Origin of the sequence: Ureibacillus sp. FSL K6-0786, assembly GCF_037965165.1 — a bacterium.
Classification (GTDB): Bacteria; Bacillota; Bacilli; order Bacillales_A; family Planococcaceae; genus Ureibacillus; species Ureibacillus thermosphaericus.
Genome location: NZ_CP150191.1, coordinates 214,626 through 234,129, shown reverse-complemented (window position 1 = coordinate 234,129; position 19,504 = coordinate 214,626). Strand labels below are relative to the sequence as shown.

Sequence of the window (19,504 nt, the reverse complement as noted above, 5' to 3'; positions counted from 1 at the left end):
GCAACCTGTTAGCTTTTCGCTTTCAGATTGAATCAACATCTTTTCTAGCAAAATATGTTTAATTTAATTATGAATATAGATTATGACGCTAAATAGATATGAAAATGTTTGCAAAAATGAGAGAAATAAAGAGAAGTTGGTTCTATTTCCTTCAAATTTTTCATATGTTGTAAAATATATTATTTCAACGATCTATTTGATTTTAAATCCAGCTCATGTGCTTTTTGTTTCTTCTAATCTTTTCCAAACCTATCAATTCTATTAAAATACATTATAAAAATCGATGGGGGTTGGAATATGAGGAAAAAGATTCGAGAATTTGGAATCACCATTGGAAGATTGCCAGTAGGAGAAAAAAACTGCATAACCGATGTGGAAGGGGTAAAGGTGGGTCATGTGACGCTGGATTATCCAATAGATGATCAAGGTACATATGCATGTACAGGTGTAACTGCCATATTACCGCATGGCGGTAATTTATTTAAAGAAAAGGTAACTGCAGCTAGCTATGTCCTGAATGGATTTGGAAAAACAACAGGCCTTGTACAAATCAATGAATTAGGTGTCATCGAATCACCGATTATGTTAACCAATACGTTTGGCGTTCCAGCTGTCACTCAAGGCACTTTAGAATATATGTTAGAACAAAATCCTGAGATTGGTATCTCAACAGGAACCATTAATATTGTTGTAGGAGAGTGTAATGATAGTTATTTAAATTCTATCCGTGCATGTCCTGTCACACCTGAACATGCCATTGAAGCGATTCAAAATGCATCTGATAAAGTAGTGGAGGAAGGAGCTGTTGGAGCAGGAAAAGGAATGATCTGCTTTGGTTATAAAGGAGGAATTGGTTCGTCATCTCGAATTGTAACGGCTGAGAACCAATCCTATGCAGTTGGATGTTTAGTGTTGAGTAATTTTGGAGAAAGTGTTGAGTTTCGACGTGAGCAATATATAAGAAACCAACGTCAAGAGGATTCCACTCTTAAACCGACAGATGGTTCAATCATCATAATACTAGCAACAGATGCACCGTTAAGCAGCCGGCAATTATTGCGCGTAATTAAACGTTGTGGAATTGGACTAGCTAGAACAGGAAGCCATTATTCTCACGGCAGTGGTGATATTGTAATTGGTTTTACGACTGCTCACAAAATTCCACATTTCACTGATTATATTACTGAATCTAGAATCCAACTACGAGAAGATCATCCAATCATGAATCAATTATTTATTGCTGCTGCAGAAACAACGGAAGAAGCAATTTTAAATTCCTTATCCCAAGCTGTTACAACAACTGGAAGAAATGGACATGTCGTTCATTCATTTAATTGGTAAATAAAATGAATTGGTCCTATTTTCCGTAGAGGAAGCAAAGAATACACGTGCTTGCAAAATGCATTTATTATTCAAACCCTAAGTTTTATAAAAATAGCGAACTAATAATAAAATGATATCAATTAATACCATATATATACTTATTTATAATAATTAACCAAAAAGGAACTAGAAAAAAACAAGGAAGGTATAATATATTTCGTTTGAATACAGAATTATCAAAACATTCTGTCATATGGTAATTCATTATGAAAATTTAATAGTATTAACGATTATTTGAGGTGATTTTCATACAGGATTTTCTACTTTCACCCATTAAAGATCTTAAAATTCCATCACAAAAGTGGACTCCACAAATACTTGAAGTTCATGAACCACTTATTAAAGTGCAACAAGTACCGAACCGATTATACATCAGACCTATTTATTATGAACTAAACATTCCATCTAGTATTCAATCAATCTATTTACGTAAGGGAGTTTATCTACGAATCAAGAAAGCTTTAGAAATATTGCCTCGTCAGTATAGTTTCATTCTATTCGATGGATTTCGTCCATTTCAGGTTCAGCAATCTCTATTCAATCTGTTTTTAGAAAAAACGAAAATGCAGCATCCTGAGCTGACGGAAGAGGAAATTTTTCAAATCACTTTAAAATATGTTGCGTATCCAAGCATTGAGCCAACACGTACTTCCCCCCATATTACAGGGGGAGCGATTGATTTAACTTTAGGCGATGCGAATGGAAACGAACTAGACTTAGGCACAAAGTTTGATGAAATGAACGAAAAATCAGCAACGAGATATTTTGAAGATCATCCAGAAGAAAATGTTACAGCACTTCAAAATAGAAGAATATTATATAACAGTTTAATCCATGTCGGCTTTACAAATTACGCTGATGAATGGTGGCATTATGATTTCGGAAATATCTCTTGGGCAAGGAGAGTAAATGAACAAGTCGTCCCTTATGGCCCAGTATTAGCAGAACTAGAAAACAATGATGTAAAGGAGTTTCAGTTTATATGAAAGTTTATATTAGTGCAGATTTAGAAGGAGTTGCATGCTCAACAACTTGGATTGAGACGGAAAAAAATACACCGGATTATGCCCCTTTTCAAAAGCAAATGACAAAAGAAGTTGAAGCCGCAATCGAAGGAGCAATAGCGGGTGGAGCAACTGAAATCGTATTAAAAGATGCCCATGACTCTGCAAGGAATATTGATTTTTCAAACTTACCAGAAAATGTGAAAATAATTCGTGGCTGGACAGGGGATCCAATGTGTATGGTTGCTGGATTAGATGAAAGTTTTGATCGCGCCATTTTCATCGGTTATCACAGTAAAGGTGGAAGTCATCGAAATCCATTGGCCCACACATTGGTCGTGAATGCCGATGTGAAAATCAACGGTGAATATGCAAGTGAATTTTTAATTAATGCTTATGCGGCAGCACTACATGGAGTTCCTGTTGCATTTGTCAGTGGAGATGTTGGACTGACAGAGGAAATCAAGTCTGTTAACGAAAATATTGTTACGCTTCCTATCAAAGAGGGAATTGGTGGAGCTACTGTAAGTATTAGCCCTAAATTAGCAATTAGCGAAACAAAGAGATTGGTAGAAGAAGCGATGAAGGTTGATAGAGATTCAATTAAAATAGAGCTTCCAAAGCATTTCAATGTCGAAATTATTTACAGAGATCATACACGTGCATATCGAAACTCTTTTTATCCTAGAGCAAAATTTAAGCCTCATAATACAGTGGAATATGAAACAGATAACTATTTTGACGTTTTACGAATATTGCAGTTTTTAACTTAAATGATTCAAGGTGAGCCAACATGAAAATTACAGACATCAAGTGTTTCGAAGTTGCAGCACCCCTTATTACACCTTTTAAAACGGCACTTCGAACAGTCGAAAAGATTCAAAATATTGGTGTTTACGTTTATACAGATGAGGGAGAAATTGGGATTGGGGAAGCAGCTCCAACGGCTGTCATTACTGGTGAAACGAGAAAATCAATTGTACACGCAATTGAGCGTTACATAAAACCTGCAATAATCGGGATGGAAATCGAAGAAATTGCGCTCATTATGGAACGCCTTGATCAATGCATATATAAAAATACAAGTGCAAAAGCCGCAGTGGATATGGCTATTTATGATTTGTTTGCAAAGCGTTATAATGCTCCTTTATACAAAGTGTTGGGGGGTTATCGTAAAGAGCTTGTAACGGATATTACCATTAGTGCTAATGATGCACAAACGATGGTCAATGACAGCTTGAAAGCAGTGAAACGTGGTTATCAAATTTTAAAAGTGAAAGTTGGGAAAGATCCTGAAAGAGATGCGGAAAGAGTTATCGCTATCCGAAAGGCTGTGGGACCTGACATTCAAATTCGTGTAGACGCCAACCAAGGCTGGTCTCCAAAACAAGCTGTCAGAATAATTCGTGAATTGGAGGATGCGAATGTCAACATCGAATTAGTCGAACAGCCTGTTCACTATGCTGATTTGGAAGGCATGCACTATGTAACAGCTCATACAGAAACAAATATTTTAGCAGATGAAAGCGTTTTTTCAGCAAAAGATGCACTTAAGGTTATTCAAATGCGTGCTTGTGATTGTATCAATATTAAACTGATGAAAACGGGTGGTATTTATCAGGCACAAAAAATTTCCCATATTGCAGAAGCAAATGGAATTGCGTGCATGATTGGTTGTATGTTGGAAACAAAAATTAGCGTAAGTGCTGCGGCTCATTTTGCTGCGTCACAAAAGAACATTACGCTCGTTGATTTAGATGGGCCAAGCCTATGTTTGAAAGATCCTATTTCAGGTGGTCCAACATTCGAAAGCCAATGGATTAGAATGTCGGAGGATCCTGGGTTAGGATTTTCAATAGAAAGTTAGAGAAAAAATGGGGGGGTTCTATGAAAAAGTATTTACTGTTTTTGCTCGCTTGTATCGCTATGATGCTAGCAGCTTGTAGCGATGATGAAGAAACAAAAGATGAATCTGTATTTCGCACAGTATATTCCGGAGAAGTAAAAACGCTCAACTATTTAAAAACATCTGAAACTAATGAATTTGCAGTTGCTGCAAACTTAGTAGATGGATTAATTGAATATGACAAATACGGCATTGTTCAACCAGGTTTAGCTGAATCTTGGGAAACAAATGAAGATGCTTCAGTATGGACATTTAGACTTCGAAAAGGTGTGAAATGGGTAGACCATGAAGGTAATGAAGTAGCTGAAGTAACAGCAAAAGACTTTGTAGATGGATTACATTATGTGCTCGATGCAAAAAATGAATCATCAACTGCATGGATTGCAACTGTTGTGAAGAACGGCAATGCATTCTATGAAGGAGAAATTACAGATTTTTCTCAAGTTGGGGTAAAAGCTTTAGATGAGTATACCCTTGAATATACATTGGAGGGACCAACGCCTTACTTTCTTTCCATGTTGAACTATGTATGTTTCTTCCCGGTATATGGCGAGTTTTTAGCTGAAAAGGGAGACAGCTTTGGTACATCAAAAGAAAACCTTTTATACAATGGTTCTTATATTTTAACTGAGTTTGAACCTCAAAATAAACGTGTATTAACGAAAAATCCGACTTATTGGGATCATGAAAATGTGTTAATTGACAAAATCGAATATAAGTATAACAAAGAAGCAGCTACTGTTGCACCAGAATTATTCTTACGTGGAGAAGTGGACGAAGCGGCAATTCCAACTGCCATTTTAGATGATTGGTTCAAAGATTCGGAGAAAAAAGAATTAATTCGTCAAAGTAGAAGCAACTTCTATTCATATTTCTATGCATTAAACTTTAATCCACAATTTGATGCAGAATATGAACCGGAAAACTGGAAGATTGCAGTAAACAACAAAAACTTCCGTAAATCATTATTCCATGCGCTTGACCGAGTTTCTGCTATGTTGACGGACGAACCATATAATCCTGAATCATTATTAAACAATACGATTACGCCTAAAAACTTTGTTGATATAGATGGTGTTGACTATACACAATTAGAACCATTAGCGAAGTTTACAAATAATGATTCATTTAACCCTGACTTAGCGCTTGAATATAAAGAAAAAGCGATGGCAGAACTTCAAGGTAAAGCGACTTTCCCTGTTAAAGTATTAATGCCATATAACTCTGGAATGCCTGACTGGGCAAACCGCTCTCAAGTTATTGAACAACAAATGGAAAATTTGTTAGGCAAAGATTATATTGACATTATTGTTTATGCTGGCCCTTCAACGGGATTCCTTGGAGAAGTTCGGCGACCAGGAAAGTTTGCATTTATGGAAGTGAACTGGGGTCCAGACTATGCAGATCCATCCACTTATACAGATCCATTTACAATAGGTGGAACATATAACAAACCAGAATTAGCTGAAGGATATACTGATACGAATGGTCAACCGATTTATGAAAATATGGTAAACAAAGCGAAAGCAGCAATTGATTTTGCAGAACGCTATGAATTGTTTGCCGAGGCAGAAGCTTTCTTAATCGAAGAAGCATTCGTTGTTCCTTACAAAGTAGGTGGCACTGGATACGTAGCATCTAAATTAAATCCATTTGATGCACAATATTCACCATTTGGGGTAACAATGGAGAAATTTAAAGGGCAAAAATTGCTAGACAAACCAATGAACAACGAAGAATTTAAAGAAGCGAAAGCGCAATGGGAGAAAGAGCGTGCTGAAGCGCTAGCTAAAGCAAGTCAATAATTCACTATGAATTTATTCAATTAATGAAAAGATTCATAGTCGATCTTTGAAGAAGGAGATGGCTAACTTACATCTCCTTTCTTCTCTTATTTAGGTAAACAAGGGGGGTTCTCATGCTAGGATATATCGTAAAACGGCTGTTACAGTCAGTGGTTACACTATTTGTCATTATTACAGTCGTGTTTTTTTTATTACGCTTATTGCCTGAAGAAGGTTATTTAGGTGCCGCTGCTGATAAAATGACACCCGAACAACAAGAAGTCTATTTAACGAATTTAGGATTGCGTGATCCAATCCTCGTTCAGCTAGGAAACTTTTATTTAGATTTATTGCGTGGCGATTTGGGCAAATCCATTACATATCGTACGGATGTACCCGTTATTGATATTATTGCAGATAAAATCGTGTATTCATTTGCATTTGGAGTCGCAGCTGTTGCCTTATCCATTATCGTGGGCGTTCCATTAGGAATTTTCATGGCTCAATTTAAAGGAAGATGGTTAGATCGGCTTGGGACGGGCTATATTGTGTTCATTGTGGCAGTTCCTTCCATGGTCTATTACTTGCTCATTCAAGTATATATAACGGACTTCTTGAATTTACCTATGTTGTTTAATGAAGACAAGCCCATTACTTGGGTGTTGCCATTAATTTCACTGTCTTTAGGGCCAATCGCTTCTTATGCCATGTGGATGCGACGTTATATGGTCGATGAATTAAACAAAGATTATATTAAACTAGCGCGGGCTAAAGGTGTAAAAGAACGCACCATCATGTTTAGACATGTTATGCGAAATGCTTTTATTCCATTGGCTCAGTATTTGCCAGCAACCATCTTGCTAACTATCACTGGCTCCATTTATATTGAATCTTTATATTCCATACCGGGAATGGGCGGGTTGCTCGTTGACGCCATCCAGCGTCAAGATAATCCAGTCGTTCAAGCTCTTGTATTACTCTTCTCATCTTTAGGGATCATTGGATTATTTTTAGGAGATGTAGCAATGGCCCTTGTTGATCCTCGCATCAAATTCGGCAAAGGGGAGAGTGTTCGCTGATGGGCTTATATTCTGAAGAAATACGCAATATTACGGACAAATCTAGTAAACAATTATTTGAATTTGCGGTAGCAGATGAAAACAATGCAGAAAAAATCGGCTATTCGAATTATTCTTATTGGCGCTCTACTTGGAAGTCTTTTTTAAAAAATAAAGTAGCAGTAAGTTTATTGATTTTAGTTATTGCGATTGTTTTATTTGTTCTGATTCAGCCATATTTACCTAACCAAAAATCGCCAACGGAAATCTACCTGGATCCTGAAACTGGCTACCAAGCCCGCAATGTCCCACCAAACGAGGAATTCTGGTTTGGTACAAACTCCATTGGACAAGATTTATGGTCTCGCATATGGGCAGGAACAAGAACATCGTTATTTATTGGTGTGGTCGTAGCTATTGTTGAGGCGATTATTGGGATTACCATCGGTGCTCTGTGGGGGTATTCAAGGAAATTAGAAGCACCTCTCACTCATGCTTATAACGTGATTGAAAATATACCAACGACGATTGTATTAATCTTAATGTCTCTAATATTACGACCAAGTATCACTACGATTATTGTGGCAATGTGTATAACTGGCTGGGTTGAGATGGCAAGATTTATTCGCAACCAAATTGTCATCTTGCGTGACCGTGAATATAACTTGGCATCAAGAACGTTAGGAACGCCAAGCTATCGTATTATTTTAAAAAACTTGTTACCATATTTAATTTCAATCATTATGTTGCGAATGAGTTTAGCTGTTCCTTATGCAATTGGAGCCGAAGTATTTTTAACGTATATAGGTTTAGGGTTGCCTGTAAGTGAGCCATCATTAGGCAACTTAATTAACGAAGGTCGAGTATTAATGATGTCTCCAGATTTAAGATATCAGCTACTATTCCCAAGTATCGTATTAAGTGTGATTACGATTTCTTTCTATATTATAGGTAACTCATTCGCTGATGCGGCTGATCCGAAAAATCACGTATAGGAGGCATTCAAATGGTAGATGAGAAGAACAAAATCTTGTCCATTGAAAATCTAGTCATAAAGTTTACATTGCGTGGACGAGAACTGACGGCTATTCGTGATATATCTTTAGATTTATATAAAGGTGAGAGTTTAGCCATCGTAGGAGAATCAGGTTCTGGAAAATCTGTATTAATGAAATCGATCATAGGGCTATTGGATAAAAACGGTTATATTGATCAAGGGAAAATTTTGTATGAAGATTATGACTTAGCGCAATTTAAAACGGAAAATGATTGGTTGAAAATTCGAGGGAAAGAAATTGCGATGGTGACGCAAGACCCTATGACTTCTCTTAATCCGTTAAAAACGATTGGGAAGCAAATTGAGGAAGCGGTCATTTTGCATCAAGGACTAAAGGGAAAATCAGCCTACGAAAAAGTTCTTCAAATAATTCGGGATGTTGGAATAAAAGATGCGGAAAGACGTTACAAACAATATCCTCATGAGTTTTCAGGTGGTATGCGTCAACGGATTGTGATTGCCATCGCGATTGCATGTAATCCAAAAATATTAATTTGTGATGAACCAACAACAGCTCTTGACGTAACGATTCAAGCGCAAATTTTGCAGTTGTTGAAAAATCTCCAAGAAAAATATCAATTGACAACGATTTATATTACCCATGACCTAGGGGTTGTAGCAAAAGTAGCGGATCGCGTTGCGGTGATGTATGCAGGTGACATTATCGAATTTGGGAAAACGGATGAAATCTTTTTCAATGCAAAACATCCTTATACATGGGCATTAATTTCATCACTACCACAATTAGGGGAAAAAGGGAAAGAACTTTATTCCATTAAAGGAACGCCGCCGAATTTATTTAATGAAGTTAAAGGAGATGCATTTGCGCCGCGTAATCCATATGCATTGAAAATTGATTTTGTAGAACGCCCTCCATACTTTAAAGTCAGTGATACCCATTATGCCAAAACGTGGCTGCTTCATCCCAATGCCCCAAAAGTAGAGCCTCCCGAAGTGTTGAAAAAATTTTTTGAAGAAGGGAGACAATACGCAAATGGCTAATCGCGAAGTAATACTTGAAGTGAAAAATTTAAATGTGACCTTTGGAAAAGGTAAGAAAAAGTTTGAAGCCATCAAAGATGTCAGCTTTCAAATTTATAAAGGAGAGACATTTGGATTAGTAGGAGAATCTGGTTCAGGAAAAACAACGATTGGCCGTGCGATTATGCGCATTAATGAAGTTACAAGTGGGGAGATATTATTTAAAGGAAGGAAAATCAATGGAAAAATCCCTCGTGATTGGGATCGTGAAATCACACAAAAAATTCAAATGATTTTCCAAGATCCAATGGCTTCTTTAAATGAACGGGCAAAAGTGGACTATATCATTAGTGAAGGCTTAATAAATACTAAAAATTATTCCAGTGAAAAAGAACGACAAGAGAAAATAAGAAATGCTTTGCTACAAGTTGGCCTTTTACCGGAATTTGCCTCAAGGTTTCCTCATGAATTCTCAGGTGGTCAGCGTCAACGAATTGGAATTGCTCGTGCTTTAGTGATGGAACCAGAGTTTATTATTGCAGATGAACCAATCTCAGCTTTAGATGTTTCCATCCGTGCGCAAGTATTGAATTTAATGAAACACCTACAACAACAAAATAATTTAACTTATTTATTCATTGCCCATGATTTATCCATTGTTCGCTTTTTCACAGATCGAACGGCAGTGATTTATAAGGGGAATATTGTGGAATTGGCAGAAACAGAAAAATTGTTTTCCAATCCCATTCACCCTTATACCCGTGCATTAATATCAGCTGTGCCTGAACCAAATCCGTATAAAGAACGTAGTAAAAAGGTGGAAATCTATGACCCTACTCAGCATAACTATGAAACAATGCCGCCTTCTTTTATTGAAATAGAAAAGGGACATTTTGTATTGGCAAACGAAGAAGAAATTGCCCGTTACCGTGAAACGAGAAGAATGGGGGTTAGCATGTGAGAATACCAAAATCGTTAAAAAAGGGTGATACGATTGGGTTGGTTAGTGCGTCCAGTCCAACTCCATCTGAAGTGTTGCCTAGAGCCATCAAAGCAATTGAAGACCTTGGCTTTAACGTCGTTGTAGGCGAAACTTGCAAAGAAAGGCATGGATATTTAGCTGGAAAAGATGACTTACGGGCACAAGAAATCAATGAAATGTTCCGCAATCCTGAAATTGATGGGATTTTTTGCATTCGCGGAGGATATGGTGCCCAAAGAATTTTGCCATTGTTGGATTTAGAGATGATTAAAGAAAACCCAAAAGTTTTTGCTGGGTATAGTGACGTCACAGCGCTTCATATTGTATTCAACCAATTATGTCATTTTGTTACATTCCATTCGCCTATGCCATCTACGGAATTCATTAAAGATGAAATGGACGATTATACGTGGAATTCGTTTTTGACAAGCGTCATGGATACAGAACGCACGGATTATTTTTTAGAAAATGCACCTGGGAATCCCGTGAAAGTATTAGTACCAGGTGAAGCGACTGGTGAATTGGTTGGCGGCAATTTGACATTGGTGGCTTCATCATTAGGAACTCCATATGAAATTGATACGAAAGGAAAAATATTATTTTTAGAAGATATCGATGAATATGAGCGAAGTGTTGATCGAATGCTTACACAATTAAAACTTGCAGGTAAACTGGATGATGCTGTGGGCATTTTGCTGGGAGCTTGGACAAATTGTGGTCCACAAAATCCAGATAAGCCTGAACAAAGTTTACGATTGCACACTATATTTGAAGAAATATTAGTTCCGACAGGTAAACCGATCTTAATGGACATTACATGTGGTCATGTGCTGCCTACGATGACGCTGCCATTAGGCAAGAAGATTTCATTTAATACCGAATTGAGAATGATAAAAGTAATGGGGTAGGTGGCGATTAGGATGGAGCAAATCCGAACCTTGCTAGATGAAGCAGATTGTAAGGTGCATCTTGTTGTGAAAGATTTGAAAACGGATCAATACCTGATTGCTGAAAAGATGGATGAAGTCTTTCCAAGTGCGAGTATTATAAAAGTTCCCATTTTATTAGCTGTATTGCATTATGTACAAGAAAATCAATTTTCTTTAACAGATGTAGTAGAAATTTCACCAGAAAATAAAGTGGATTTTAGTGTAATCACGGAGCAAGACTTAACATCCTGTACCATCTATGAGTTGCTATTATGGATGATTATTACGAGCGATAATTCTGCAACAAATGAACTCATTGATTTACTTGGTTTTGAAAAGTTGAACCATTATTTTAAGAAAATCGGTTTGGCTCATACAAACCTGGAACGCAAAATGATGGATTTTGAAAAAATAAATCTTGGGTACGATAATGTGACGACTGCGAGAGATATGGCACATTTATTTTCATTGATTTATCAACAACAATTATTAATAGACGAATTTAATAAAATAGCAATTGATATTTTGTGCAAGCAAAGAGACTATGAACGCTTAAAGAGATATATAGCGGACGTCCGGATTGCCCATAAAACAGGCAGTTTGGATACGGTTTGTCATGATGCAGGAATTGTCTATCATCCAACTATGGACTATTTTATCGGAGTTTTTCTAACGGAATTAAATGATTTTGAATTCGGAAAGCGATTCATCGGCCGCATTTCCAAAATCGTATATGACTATTTCGAATAGGGGGGATACCCTATGAAAGCAGTTGCAAGTGATATGATTGTACCCCTACATAAACACCCGTATTCTACTTCTGAATGTGTTGACGAAGTATTATATGGCATGGTTGTTGAGATACTCGAAGATTGTGGCACTTGGGTACATGTTCAAACCGCCTATCGATATAAGGGGTATTGTTTAAAAGAAAAATTGCTCATCAATGAAGGAAAAGCTGGGCAATGGGATAAAGAAGCAAAACATGTCATCATTCAAAACTTCGCAGATATTTTAGCGGAACCAAAAATTCAAAGCGCGAAAATCGCTACATTAGTGAAGGGATCTTCTATTTCATTAGTGGAAGATTCGAGTTTGAATCCAGAATGGGTTAAAGTAAAATTGGTGAATGGCGAGATTGGTTATAGTCGTTCTTATTGGATACGTGAAAGAATTGTAGAATTGGATTCTGAGGAAGCGTTTCGAGAAAATGTTGTTCAAACTGCATTGAGCTATTTAAAGGCGCCTTATCGTTGGGGAGGAAAATCGCCGCTGGGAATTGATTGTTCTGGATTATGTTCTATGGCATACATGTTGAATGGTGTTTATATTTACCGAGATGCACAAATTGTAGAAGGTTTCCCAATCAAGGAAATACCCTTTGAAAAAATACAAAAAGGCGACTTGCTTTATTTCCCTGGACACATCGCCATGTATATGGGGAATGGACTGTATGTTCACTCCTCGCTTGGAGGAAATGAGGTAAGCATCAATAGTTTAAATGAAAAGGATTCGAACTATCGAAAAGATTTAGCGACTTCTATTACTGCAGTGGGGAGTTTATTTGGATAGGTTGTTTTTCGTGGCAGTCTAGAATTTTGTTTAGACTGCCCTTTAATTTTGGAGATGAAATATTGTAAAGGTTGGCTATATCTTTCATAGTTTGACTTTGCATGATTTTGTAGTAAGGACGGTTTTATTTGTTTGGCTATTAAGAGCATTACTTTGACTATTATCTTACAGATTATGACTAATATGTGCTAGCAATTGACTATTATCTTTTGGAGTTTGACTATTAAAAGCAAAGTTTTGTCAATTATTTAAATATTTGAGGGAACGATTTATTAAGTAGTTTGTAAAATAGATATATTTTCCAAATGTTTAATGTATAGATTTTATTGGCGGATCAGATTCTAGAAGCAGCAGATTTTTAGTCTAAATTCTTTCTGACAGAAATGAAGAAAATAAATCATCGGAATTCTCGCAACTAAAATTGAATAGTTTCCATATGATTGAGAAATCTAAACTATAGGGATTTTTTTCAATTAATATTGTTTGGAGGTATCCATATTGAATCTTGCAGATGTGCTGATTGTAATTGGTTCGGTACTAATAGGCTTCCTTTTATTCATTCTTGTCGTGATTGGATTATATCTATATTTTATTGACCGGACGCAAAAGCAACATCCTGTACTTCGCAATTATCCACTAATTGGGAGAGCTCGTTATTTATTTGAAACGATTGGTCCTGAATTGCGCCAATATTTATTTAACAATGATACTGAGGGTAAGCCATTTTCACGTATCGAATATCAAACTATTGTCAAATCGGCAAAATATAAACGGGATGTAATTGGTTTTGGTTCACTTCGAGATTTTGAAAAACCCGGTTTTTATATTCGCAACTCCATGTTTCCTAAGTTAACGGAAGAATTAAAAATGGACGATGAAAAAGTAAAGACAAAAAGATACCTCTTAGTGAAAGAGCCTTTATTTGGCCAAAGAAAGGAAATATTTGAAGATCATGTTTCAAAGGCATTTTTATTACATGATGAAGATGCAATTGTCATTGGAGAAAAAACGAAACATCCGTTTATTGTGAAAGGGCAAATCGGCATGTCTGCTATGAGTTATGGATCCTTAGGAGATCATGCCATTACTGCCTTATCAGAGGGGTTAGGATTAGCGAAAGGGACATGGATGAACACTGGGGAAGGAGGGCTTTCAGAATATCATCTAAAAGGTAATGTCGATATCATTATGCAAATCGGCCCTGGTTTGTTTGGTGTGCGAGATAAAGAAGGGAATTTTAATTGGGATGCATTATTGGAAAAAAGTCAGATTCCACAGATTAAGGCATTCGAAATTAAATTAGCTCAAGGTGCGAAAACACGAGGTGGCCATATCGACGCTGAAAAGGTGACAGAGGAAATTGCAAGAATTCGTATGGTGGAGCCGTTTAAAGCAATCGATAGTCCGAACCGATTTAAAGAGTTTAATGATTTCCCTTCATTATTTGAATTTATGGAACAAATTCGAGAAAAAACAGGAAAACCCGTTGGCATGAAGGTAGTTATTGGAAGCCCCGATGAATCAGAAGCTTTAGCAAAAGCGATAAAAGAGACTGGAAAAGGTCCCGATTTCATTACGGTTGATGGTGGGGAAGGTGGAACAGGTGCATCCTTCCAAGAGTTAGCAGATAGTGTCGGATTGCCAATTAAATCCGCCTTGCCATTAGTTCACAGTGCATTAATCAATTACGGTGTACGGAATCAGGTGAAAATCATCGCTTCCGGCAAACTGTTCTCTGCAGACCGGATTGCGATTGCCTTAGCCATGGGAGCGGACCTTGTCAACATCGCACGTGGATTTATGATTACTGTAGGATGCATCCAAGCATTAAAATGCCATTCAAATGCTTGTCCTGTCGGTGTTGCAACGACAGACCCTGATTTGCAAAAAGCTCTTGTCGTTGATGAAAAGAAATATCGTACGGCTAATTATGTCATCACCTTAAGGGAAGGACTTTTCCGTATTGCGGCTGCTTGTGGTCTTGAATCGCCAATCCATTTCAAACCTGAACATGTTGTTTATAAAGATGATAAAGGACGTGTAATTTCATTAGAGGAGATGTATCAATCATTACTAAAAAGTTGATGAATACAAGAAAAAATCGTGGTTATAAATCAATAAGAGGAAATTATGTTCCAATAGTTGAACATAATTCCTCTTTTTTTCAACATTAAAAAAACATTAGGAGTTATAAATTTAACAAAATAAGCATATTGACAATTAGAATGTATTACAAATTTTTTATCTACTTATATTAGCAAATTGACCTAGGCTTCTTCATTTATCAACACTAATGATGAAAACGGGAGATCACGATGCGAAAAGGTGAAAAAACACGACAACGAATCATTGAAAAATCTGCTCAAATCTTTAATGAAAAAGGGTATTACCAAACATCATTGTCAGATATTATGAATGAAACCGGATTGAAAAAAGGGGGAATATATAGGCATTTTAAAGATAAAAATGAATTAATGATTGAAGCCTTCTACTTTGCGGTGAAAAAAGTCAGAAATTTCTATTTAGAGAAAACAACGTTAGAAAGTGATGAATTGACTTTATTAAAAACTTTTTTTGAAGTATTTAAAAATTTAGCAAATGATATTCCGATTGCAGGTGGTTGTCCGATTTTCAATGCATCGATTGAGATGGACTGTCAACAAGATAGCGACATACTACCCCATGCACAAAAAACGATGCTTAGACTAATAGAAATGATTACTGAGATTATCGAATCTGGAAGAATAAAAGGAACTTTTCATTCCGAAATATCTGCAAAAGAGCAAGCTATTTTTTTCATATCTTCGTTGGAAGGAGGATTGGCACTAACCAAGCTTTATAAAGATTCAAAATATTTATTAACTGTTTGCGAAAATTTAGAGAAGTATTTACAGACATTAGTAAACTAATCTCTGCTATGCAGAATTTTTATTTTTTACAAAAAGAGACCGATTGGTTTCTATCAGAAACAACTGAAGGAGGATTGAATATGTATAAAGAAATCTTAGTGGAGAAAAGGGCAGATGGCATAGGGATTATTATCCTGAATCGACCATTAAAAAAGAATGCTATTAACATTACGTTAAGAAGAGAAGTATCAGAATGTCTAAATAAGTGGAAAGAATGTGATGAGATTGGTGTCGTTATTATTACGGGTGCAGGGAATGCATTTTCAAGTGGTTTTGATTTGAAAGAGTTCTCAGACCAAACTTTATTTGATGAAATATATGAATCTTCTGCTAAATATCATAGAGATGTTTGGCATTTTCCTAAACCATTAATTGCTGGGATTAATGGTTTAGCGTATGGCGGAGGATTTGACTTAGCTACTTTATGTGATTTGAGGATCTGTTCAGTTGATGCAACTTTTGCACATCCCGAAATAAAATTTGGAGCTCCTCCTATTTTTACTCCACTTCGCTGGATAGTTGGAGAAGGAATTGCGAAGGATATTTGTTTTACAGGAAGAATAATTGATGCAAAAAAAGCGTATGAAATTGGATTAGTTAATTACCTTGTGGAAAGTGATCAAGTATTAAATAAATGTATTGAAATAGCTAAACAAATTTTAGAATCTCCTGCTGAGACTTTACGATTTACAAAAAGTTTTATGAAAAAACATGCGGAAGAAAGTTTTGAAAGAGCCTTTAAAATTGAACATGATCAAGCATTTAAAGAGGTATTGTTTAAACAGCTTATGAAAAAATGATGAATCAAAAATAAAAGGGAGCGATATTTAAAATTAATGCTCTCTATACAGCCAGTTTCGAATTCAAACTGTTTGTTTCTATATAGCAAATTGTAACTATAGAAGTAGAGCTATTTTACACTTTAATTCGTTTTTTGTTTTTCGAAGCACTGAGTCTATAAAGGGTTTATAATAAATAAGAAAAAACATATATTGAAAGGCTGAAACGATAGTGAATGATTGGCTGGAAAGAGTAAAAAATAAAAAATTTATCGCATCCTTTAGCGGGGGAAAGGATAGTATGCTTGCTTTATATAAAGCGAAGCAAGTAGCAGAACCACTTGGACTAATTGCAATGCTGGATGAAACAGAAGAACATTCCCACTCGCACAGACTGACTCCTGAATTTTTAACTGCGCAAGCTCAAGCTATTGGTTATCCCATTTATTCACGGGGAGCAAGCTGGACAACATATGAACAACATTTCATTGAGCTATTACAAGAGGCGAAGAAAAAAGGTGCGGAAGTCCTCGTGACTGGAGACGTGGACGTAGCATATGAGGGAACATGGCACGCAGATGTCACAAATAAAGTAGGGATCACATTAAGCATGCCCCTTTACCTTAAAAATCATCGTTCGCTAGTTGAAGAATTTATTGATTTAGGCTTTATAGCTATGGTGACAACCGTGAATTTATCACTCGGTATGCGTATAGAAGACTTAGGAAGAATCTTGACTAGAGACTTCTTGGACGAGCTTCAGCAAAGATCTATTGATCCTTGCGGCGAAGGGGGCGAGTTCCATACAACGGTGATCGATGGTCCAATATTTTCAGCCCCTCTTCAAGTTCAACCGTTGGACATTATTACACATGAAAATTATGCATTTTTGCCATTGAAATTAAAAGCGTAATAATGAAAACCTTACATTTAGAAGTGCCTCTCTAAATGTAAGGTTTTGATATTTTTAAAATAAATGGTGTAGAAGTTCTTTTGAAAGCCGTTTTTCATTGTAATCAGCATGAAGGACTACAACGAAAATACTCTTAATACAATAGATAAAGTGTCGATGATGGGATTGCGTGTAAAATACAATTGCCTGTGAAATTTCGCTGTAAAAAATTTCACAGGCACTTTCATTCAGAGGAGGGTTTCTACCAGCATTTTTTTAGACTATTCTATGTAGTGGTTATTACTTTTGACATCACTCATCAATGTGTTTCTTAGATGAAAAACGCAAAATATAAAATAAATAGAATACAAAGTAAATACATCATTGGATGAACTTCTTTAAAACGTTTTTGAGCCATTAAACAAATGGGATAAAGGACAAACCCTAATCCAATACCAATAACTACGCTAGACGTAAGTGGCATCATAATTATTGTTAAAAACGATGGAATTACAATTTCTAACTTTGTCCAATTGATTTTACGGATTTCCATTGCCATTAAGGCACCGACAATAATTAATGCAGCGGATGTCACTTCCGCCGAAATCACACTGACAAGCGGTGAGAAAAACAACGCAACTAGGAAACACGCTGCAATGACGACAGATGTAAAGCCCGTTCTTCCTCCGACAGCAATACCAGCTGACGATTCAACACTTGTGGCAGGAGTTGAAGTTCCTAGAATAGCACCAAATACACCGGCAAGAGAATCAGCAAGCAATCCTTTACCTATATTCGGGATTTTACCATCTTTGACCATGCCAGCTTGGCTTGTTAATCCAATTAAAGCACCAGCCGTATCAAAAAAGGCAACAATTAAAAAGGTAAAGATGACTGTCAACATTTCAGGTGTAAATATTTCATCTAAGTGATTAAACACGACACCAAAAGTTGGTTCAATACTTGGGATACTCCCAATGAATGATGAAGGAACCTCAATTAAGCCACACATCATACCTATAATGGTTGTTATACACATTCCATAGAATATGCCGCCATTGATTCCACGCACTAATAAAATAATTGTGACAGTAAGTCCAACTATTGCAAGCAGAGTCATCGGTGAAGTCAAATCTCCAATGGAAACAAATGTGTCTTCATTGCTTATAACAATACCACCATTTTTTAAACCGATAAACGTGATGAAGAACCCGATTCCGGAAGCGATGGCGTATTTTAAATCTGATGGAATAATCGTAATAATTTTTTCTCGAACTTTCATTAAACTTAATAACGTAAAAATAATGCCCGCAACAAAAACCCCAGTTAGTGTAATTTTCCAGTCAATCCCCATTCCAATACATACGGAAAAAGTAAAGAAAGAATTCAATCCCATACTGGGAGCTATGGCGATGGGAAAGTTAGCAAGCAGCCCAATAAGTAGTGTACCAATGATGGCAGTAAGAGCTGTTGCTGTGAATACTGCTCCTTGATCCATCCCAGATTGGCTCAAAATAAGCGGATTAACGATTAAAATATAGGCAAGGGATAAGAAAGTCGTAATCCCTGCTAATGTTTCTTGCTTATAGGATGTATTTCGTTCTGTAAATTTAAAAAAGTTTCTCATGATGTACTCTCCTAGTTTTATCAAAGAATATGTGAAAACAAGTTTACAGCTAATAGATTTCCCCAATAAAAAAACTTTGGCGACAATTAGGCCAAAGTTTCTCTACAAAATGGAATAAAAATATTATGTATAATAAGTTTTCATTCCTTGTAGACAAGCTATTTATGGTAGCTGGTAGAAACATTCAAGCCGTATTCTTGAATTTATACAAGGTTTTTATGTTATATTAAAAAGTTTAGAAAAATGATAACAGCTTTCATTTGAATCGTCAATATAAATTAGAATGATTTTTTATAAATAATTAATATAAAATATTTTAAAAAATGAAAAAAGTAAGAATAATAAAACGAAAAGTCATGGATAGGAACATGCATAAGGAGAACAAAGTTTGAGAGCAGTTAAAAAGATGAATTGAAAGTCATTTTAATAAAAGTGTAAACATAAAACAAAAAAAGTTCATAAAATACAATTATTATGTTTGAAGTATAAAAAGTATGGTATTATTTTTTTAAGAAAAAATTTGTCTAAATTGTGAACGGAAAATATACAAAAGGGTATTCACGATTGTTGATAGCAAGGGGGATAGGACCATGTTGAAATATTTTATGAATCTGTTTGCGTTGCTTTTTATTTTGGGTTTG

At 36.1% G+C, this 19,504-nt stretch carries 17 protein-coding genes and 1 riboswitch; of the genes, 16 read left to right on the top strand and 1 reads right to left on the bottom strand.

All coding sequences use genetic code 11. The annotated features are described in order from the left end of the window. The first annotated feature begins 297 nt into the window (after nucleotides 1-297). The 16 genes from NSQ18_RS01170 (at nucleotide 298) to NSQ18_RS01095 (ending at nucleotide 17,257) form a co-directional block, all read left to right on the top strand. Complete coding sequence (locus NSQ18_RS01170) at nucleotides 298-1,341, top strand: P1 family peptidase (RefSeq protein ID WP_339288672.1); 1,044 nt, start codon at nucleotides 298-300, stop codon at nucleotides 1,339-1,341. A gap of 281 nt (nucleotides 1,342-1,622) precedes the next feature. Continuing rightward, nucleotides 1,623-2,369: a M15 family metallopeptidase gene (locus tag NSQ18_RS01165; protein ID WP_339288670.1), complete on the top strand. Its 747-nt coding sequence runs from the start codon at nucleotides 1,623-1,625 to the stop codon at nucleotides 2,367-2,369. Further along, entirely contained in the window at nucleotides 2,366-3,160 is a 795-nt protein-coding gene (locus NSQ18_RS01160) for a M55 family metallopeptidase (RefSeq protein WP_339288669.1), read from the top strand. The genes NSQ18_RS01165 and NSQ18_RS01160 overlap by 4 nt, the downstream gene beginning before the upstream one ends. A 20-nt stretch (nucleotides 3,161-3,180) precedes the next feature. Next, entirely contained in the window at nucleotides 3,181-4,254 is a 1,074-nt protein-coding gene (locus NSQ18_RS01155; RefSeq protein ID WP_339288668.1) for a dipeptide epimerase, read from the top strand. Between the two features lie 20 nt (nucleotides 4,255-4,274). Next, nucleotides 4,275-6,098: a peptide ABC transporter substrate-binding protein gene (locus tag NSQ18_RS01150; protein WP_339288666.1), complete on the top strand. Its 1,824-nt coding sequence runs from the start codon at nucleotides 4,275-4,277 to the stop codon at nucleotides 6,096-6,098. A gap of 113 nt (nucleotides 6,099-6,211) precedes the next feature. Further along, entirely contained in the window at nucleotides 6,212-7,156 is a 945-nt protein-coding gene (locus NSQ18_RS01145; protein WP_016839433.1) for an ABC transporter permease, read from the top strand. Beyond that, nucleotides 7,156-8,130 carry an ABC transporter permease gene (locus NSQ18_RS01140; RefSeq protein ID WP_016839434.1) on the top strand — a complete coding sequence of 325 codons (975 nt, stop codon included), beginning with the start codon at nucleotides 7,156-7,158 and terminating at the stop codon, nucleotides 8,128-8,130. The genes NSQ18_RS01145 and NSQ18_RS01140 overlap by 1 nt, the downstream gene beginning before the upstream one ends. Nucleotides 8,131-8,141: 11 nt before the next feature. Then, nucleotides 8,142-9,194 (top strand): ABC transporter ATP-binding protein, encoded by a 1,053-nt coding sequence (locus tag NSQ18_RS01135; RefSeq protein WP_339288663.1) that lies wholly within the window; start codon nucleotides 8,142-8,144, stop codon nucleotides 9,192-9,194. After that, nucleotides 9,187-10,134 carry an ATP-binding cassette domain-containing protein gene (locus tag NSQ18_RS01130; protein ID WP_016839436.1) on the top strand — a complete coding sequence of 316 codons (948 nt, stop codon included), beginning with the start codon at nucleotides 9,187-9,189 and terminating at the stop codon, nucleotides 10,132-10,134. Before NSQ18_RS01135 ends, NSQ18_RS01130 begins: the two co-directional genes overlap by 8 nt. Beyond that, nucleotides 10,131-11,063 carry an LD-carboxypeptidase gene (locus tag NSQ18_RS01125; RefSeq protein ID WP_016839437.1) on the top strand — a complete coding sequence of 311 codons (933 nt, stop codon included), beginning with the start codon at nucleotides 10,131-10,133 and terminating at the stop codon, nucleotides 11,061-11,063. Before NSQ18_RS01130 ends, NSQ18_RS01125 begins: the two co-directional genes overlap by 4 nt. A gap of 12 nt (nucleotides 11,064-11,075) precedes the next feature. Next, entirely contained in the window at nucleotides 11,076-11,834 is a 759-nt protein-coding gene (locus tag NSQ18_RS01120; protein WP_016839438.1) for a serine hydrolase, read from the top strand. A 12-nt stretch (nucleotides 11,835-11,846) separates the two neighbouring features. Continuing rightward, nucleotides 11,847-12,656, top strand: a complete 810-nt coding sequence (locus NSQ18_RS01115; RefSeq protein WP_016839439.1) for an NlpC/P60 family protein — start codon at nucleotides 11,847-11,849, stop codon at nucleotides 12,654-12,656. Between the two features lie 498 nt (nucleotides 12,657-13,154). Beyond that, nucleotides 13,155-14,741: an FMN-binding glutamate synthase family protein gene (locus NSQ18_RS01110; RefSeq protein WP_016839440.1), complete on the top strand. Its 1,587-nt coding sequence runs from the start codon at nucleotides 13,155-13,157 to the stop codon at nucleotides 14,739-14,741. A 230-nt stretch (nucleotides 14,742-14,971) separates the two neighbouring features. After that, nucleotides 14,972-15,565 carry a TetR/AcrR family transcriptional regulator gene (locus NSQ18_RS01105; protein WP_016839441.1) on the top strand — a complete coding sequence of 198 codons (594 nt, stop codon included), beginning with the start codon at nucleotides 14,972-14,974 and terminating at the stop codon, nucleotides 15,563-15,565. An 80-nt stretch (nucleotides 15,566-15,645) separates the two neighbouring features. Then, nucleotides 15,646-16,365, top strand: a complete 720-nt coding sequence (locus tag NSQ18_RS01100) for an enoyl-CoA hydratase/isomerase family protein (RefSeq protein ID WP_168412499.1) — start codon at nucleotides 15,646-15,648, stop codon at nucleotides 16,363-16,365. A gap of 211 nt (nucleotides 16,366-16,576) precedes the next feature. After that, nucleotides 16,577-17,257, top strand: a complete 681-nt coding sequence (locus NSQ18_RS01095; RefSeq protein ID WP_096550874.1) for a diphthine--ammonia ligase — start codon at nucleotides 16,577-16,579, stop codon at nucleotides 17,255-17,257. Between the two features lie 310 nt (nucleotides 17,258-17,567). Here NSQ18_RS01095 and NSQ18_RS01090 read toward each other — a convergent pair whose 3' ends face one another. Beyond that, nucleotides 17,568-18,863, bottom strand: a complete 1,296-nt coding sequence (locus tag NSQ18_RS01090; RefSeq protein ID WP_339288655.1) for an NCS2 family permease — start codon at nucleotides 18,861-18,863, stop codon at nucleotides 17,568-17,570. A 130-nt stretch (nucleotides 18,864-18,993) separates the two neighbouring features. Continuing rightward, nucleotides 18,994-19,094: riboswitch (purine riboswitch) on the bottom strand. Between the last annotated feature and the right edge of the window lie 410 nt (nucleotides 19,095-19,504).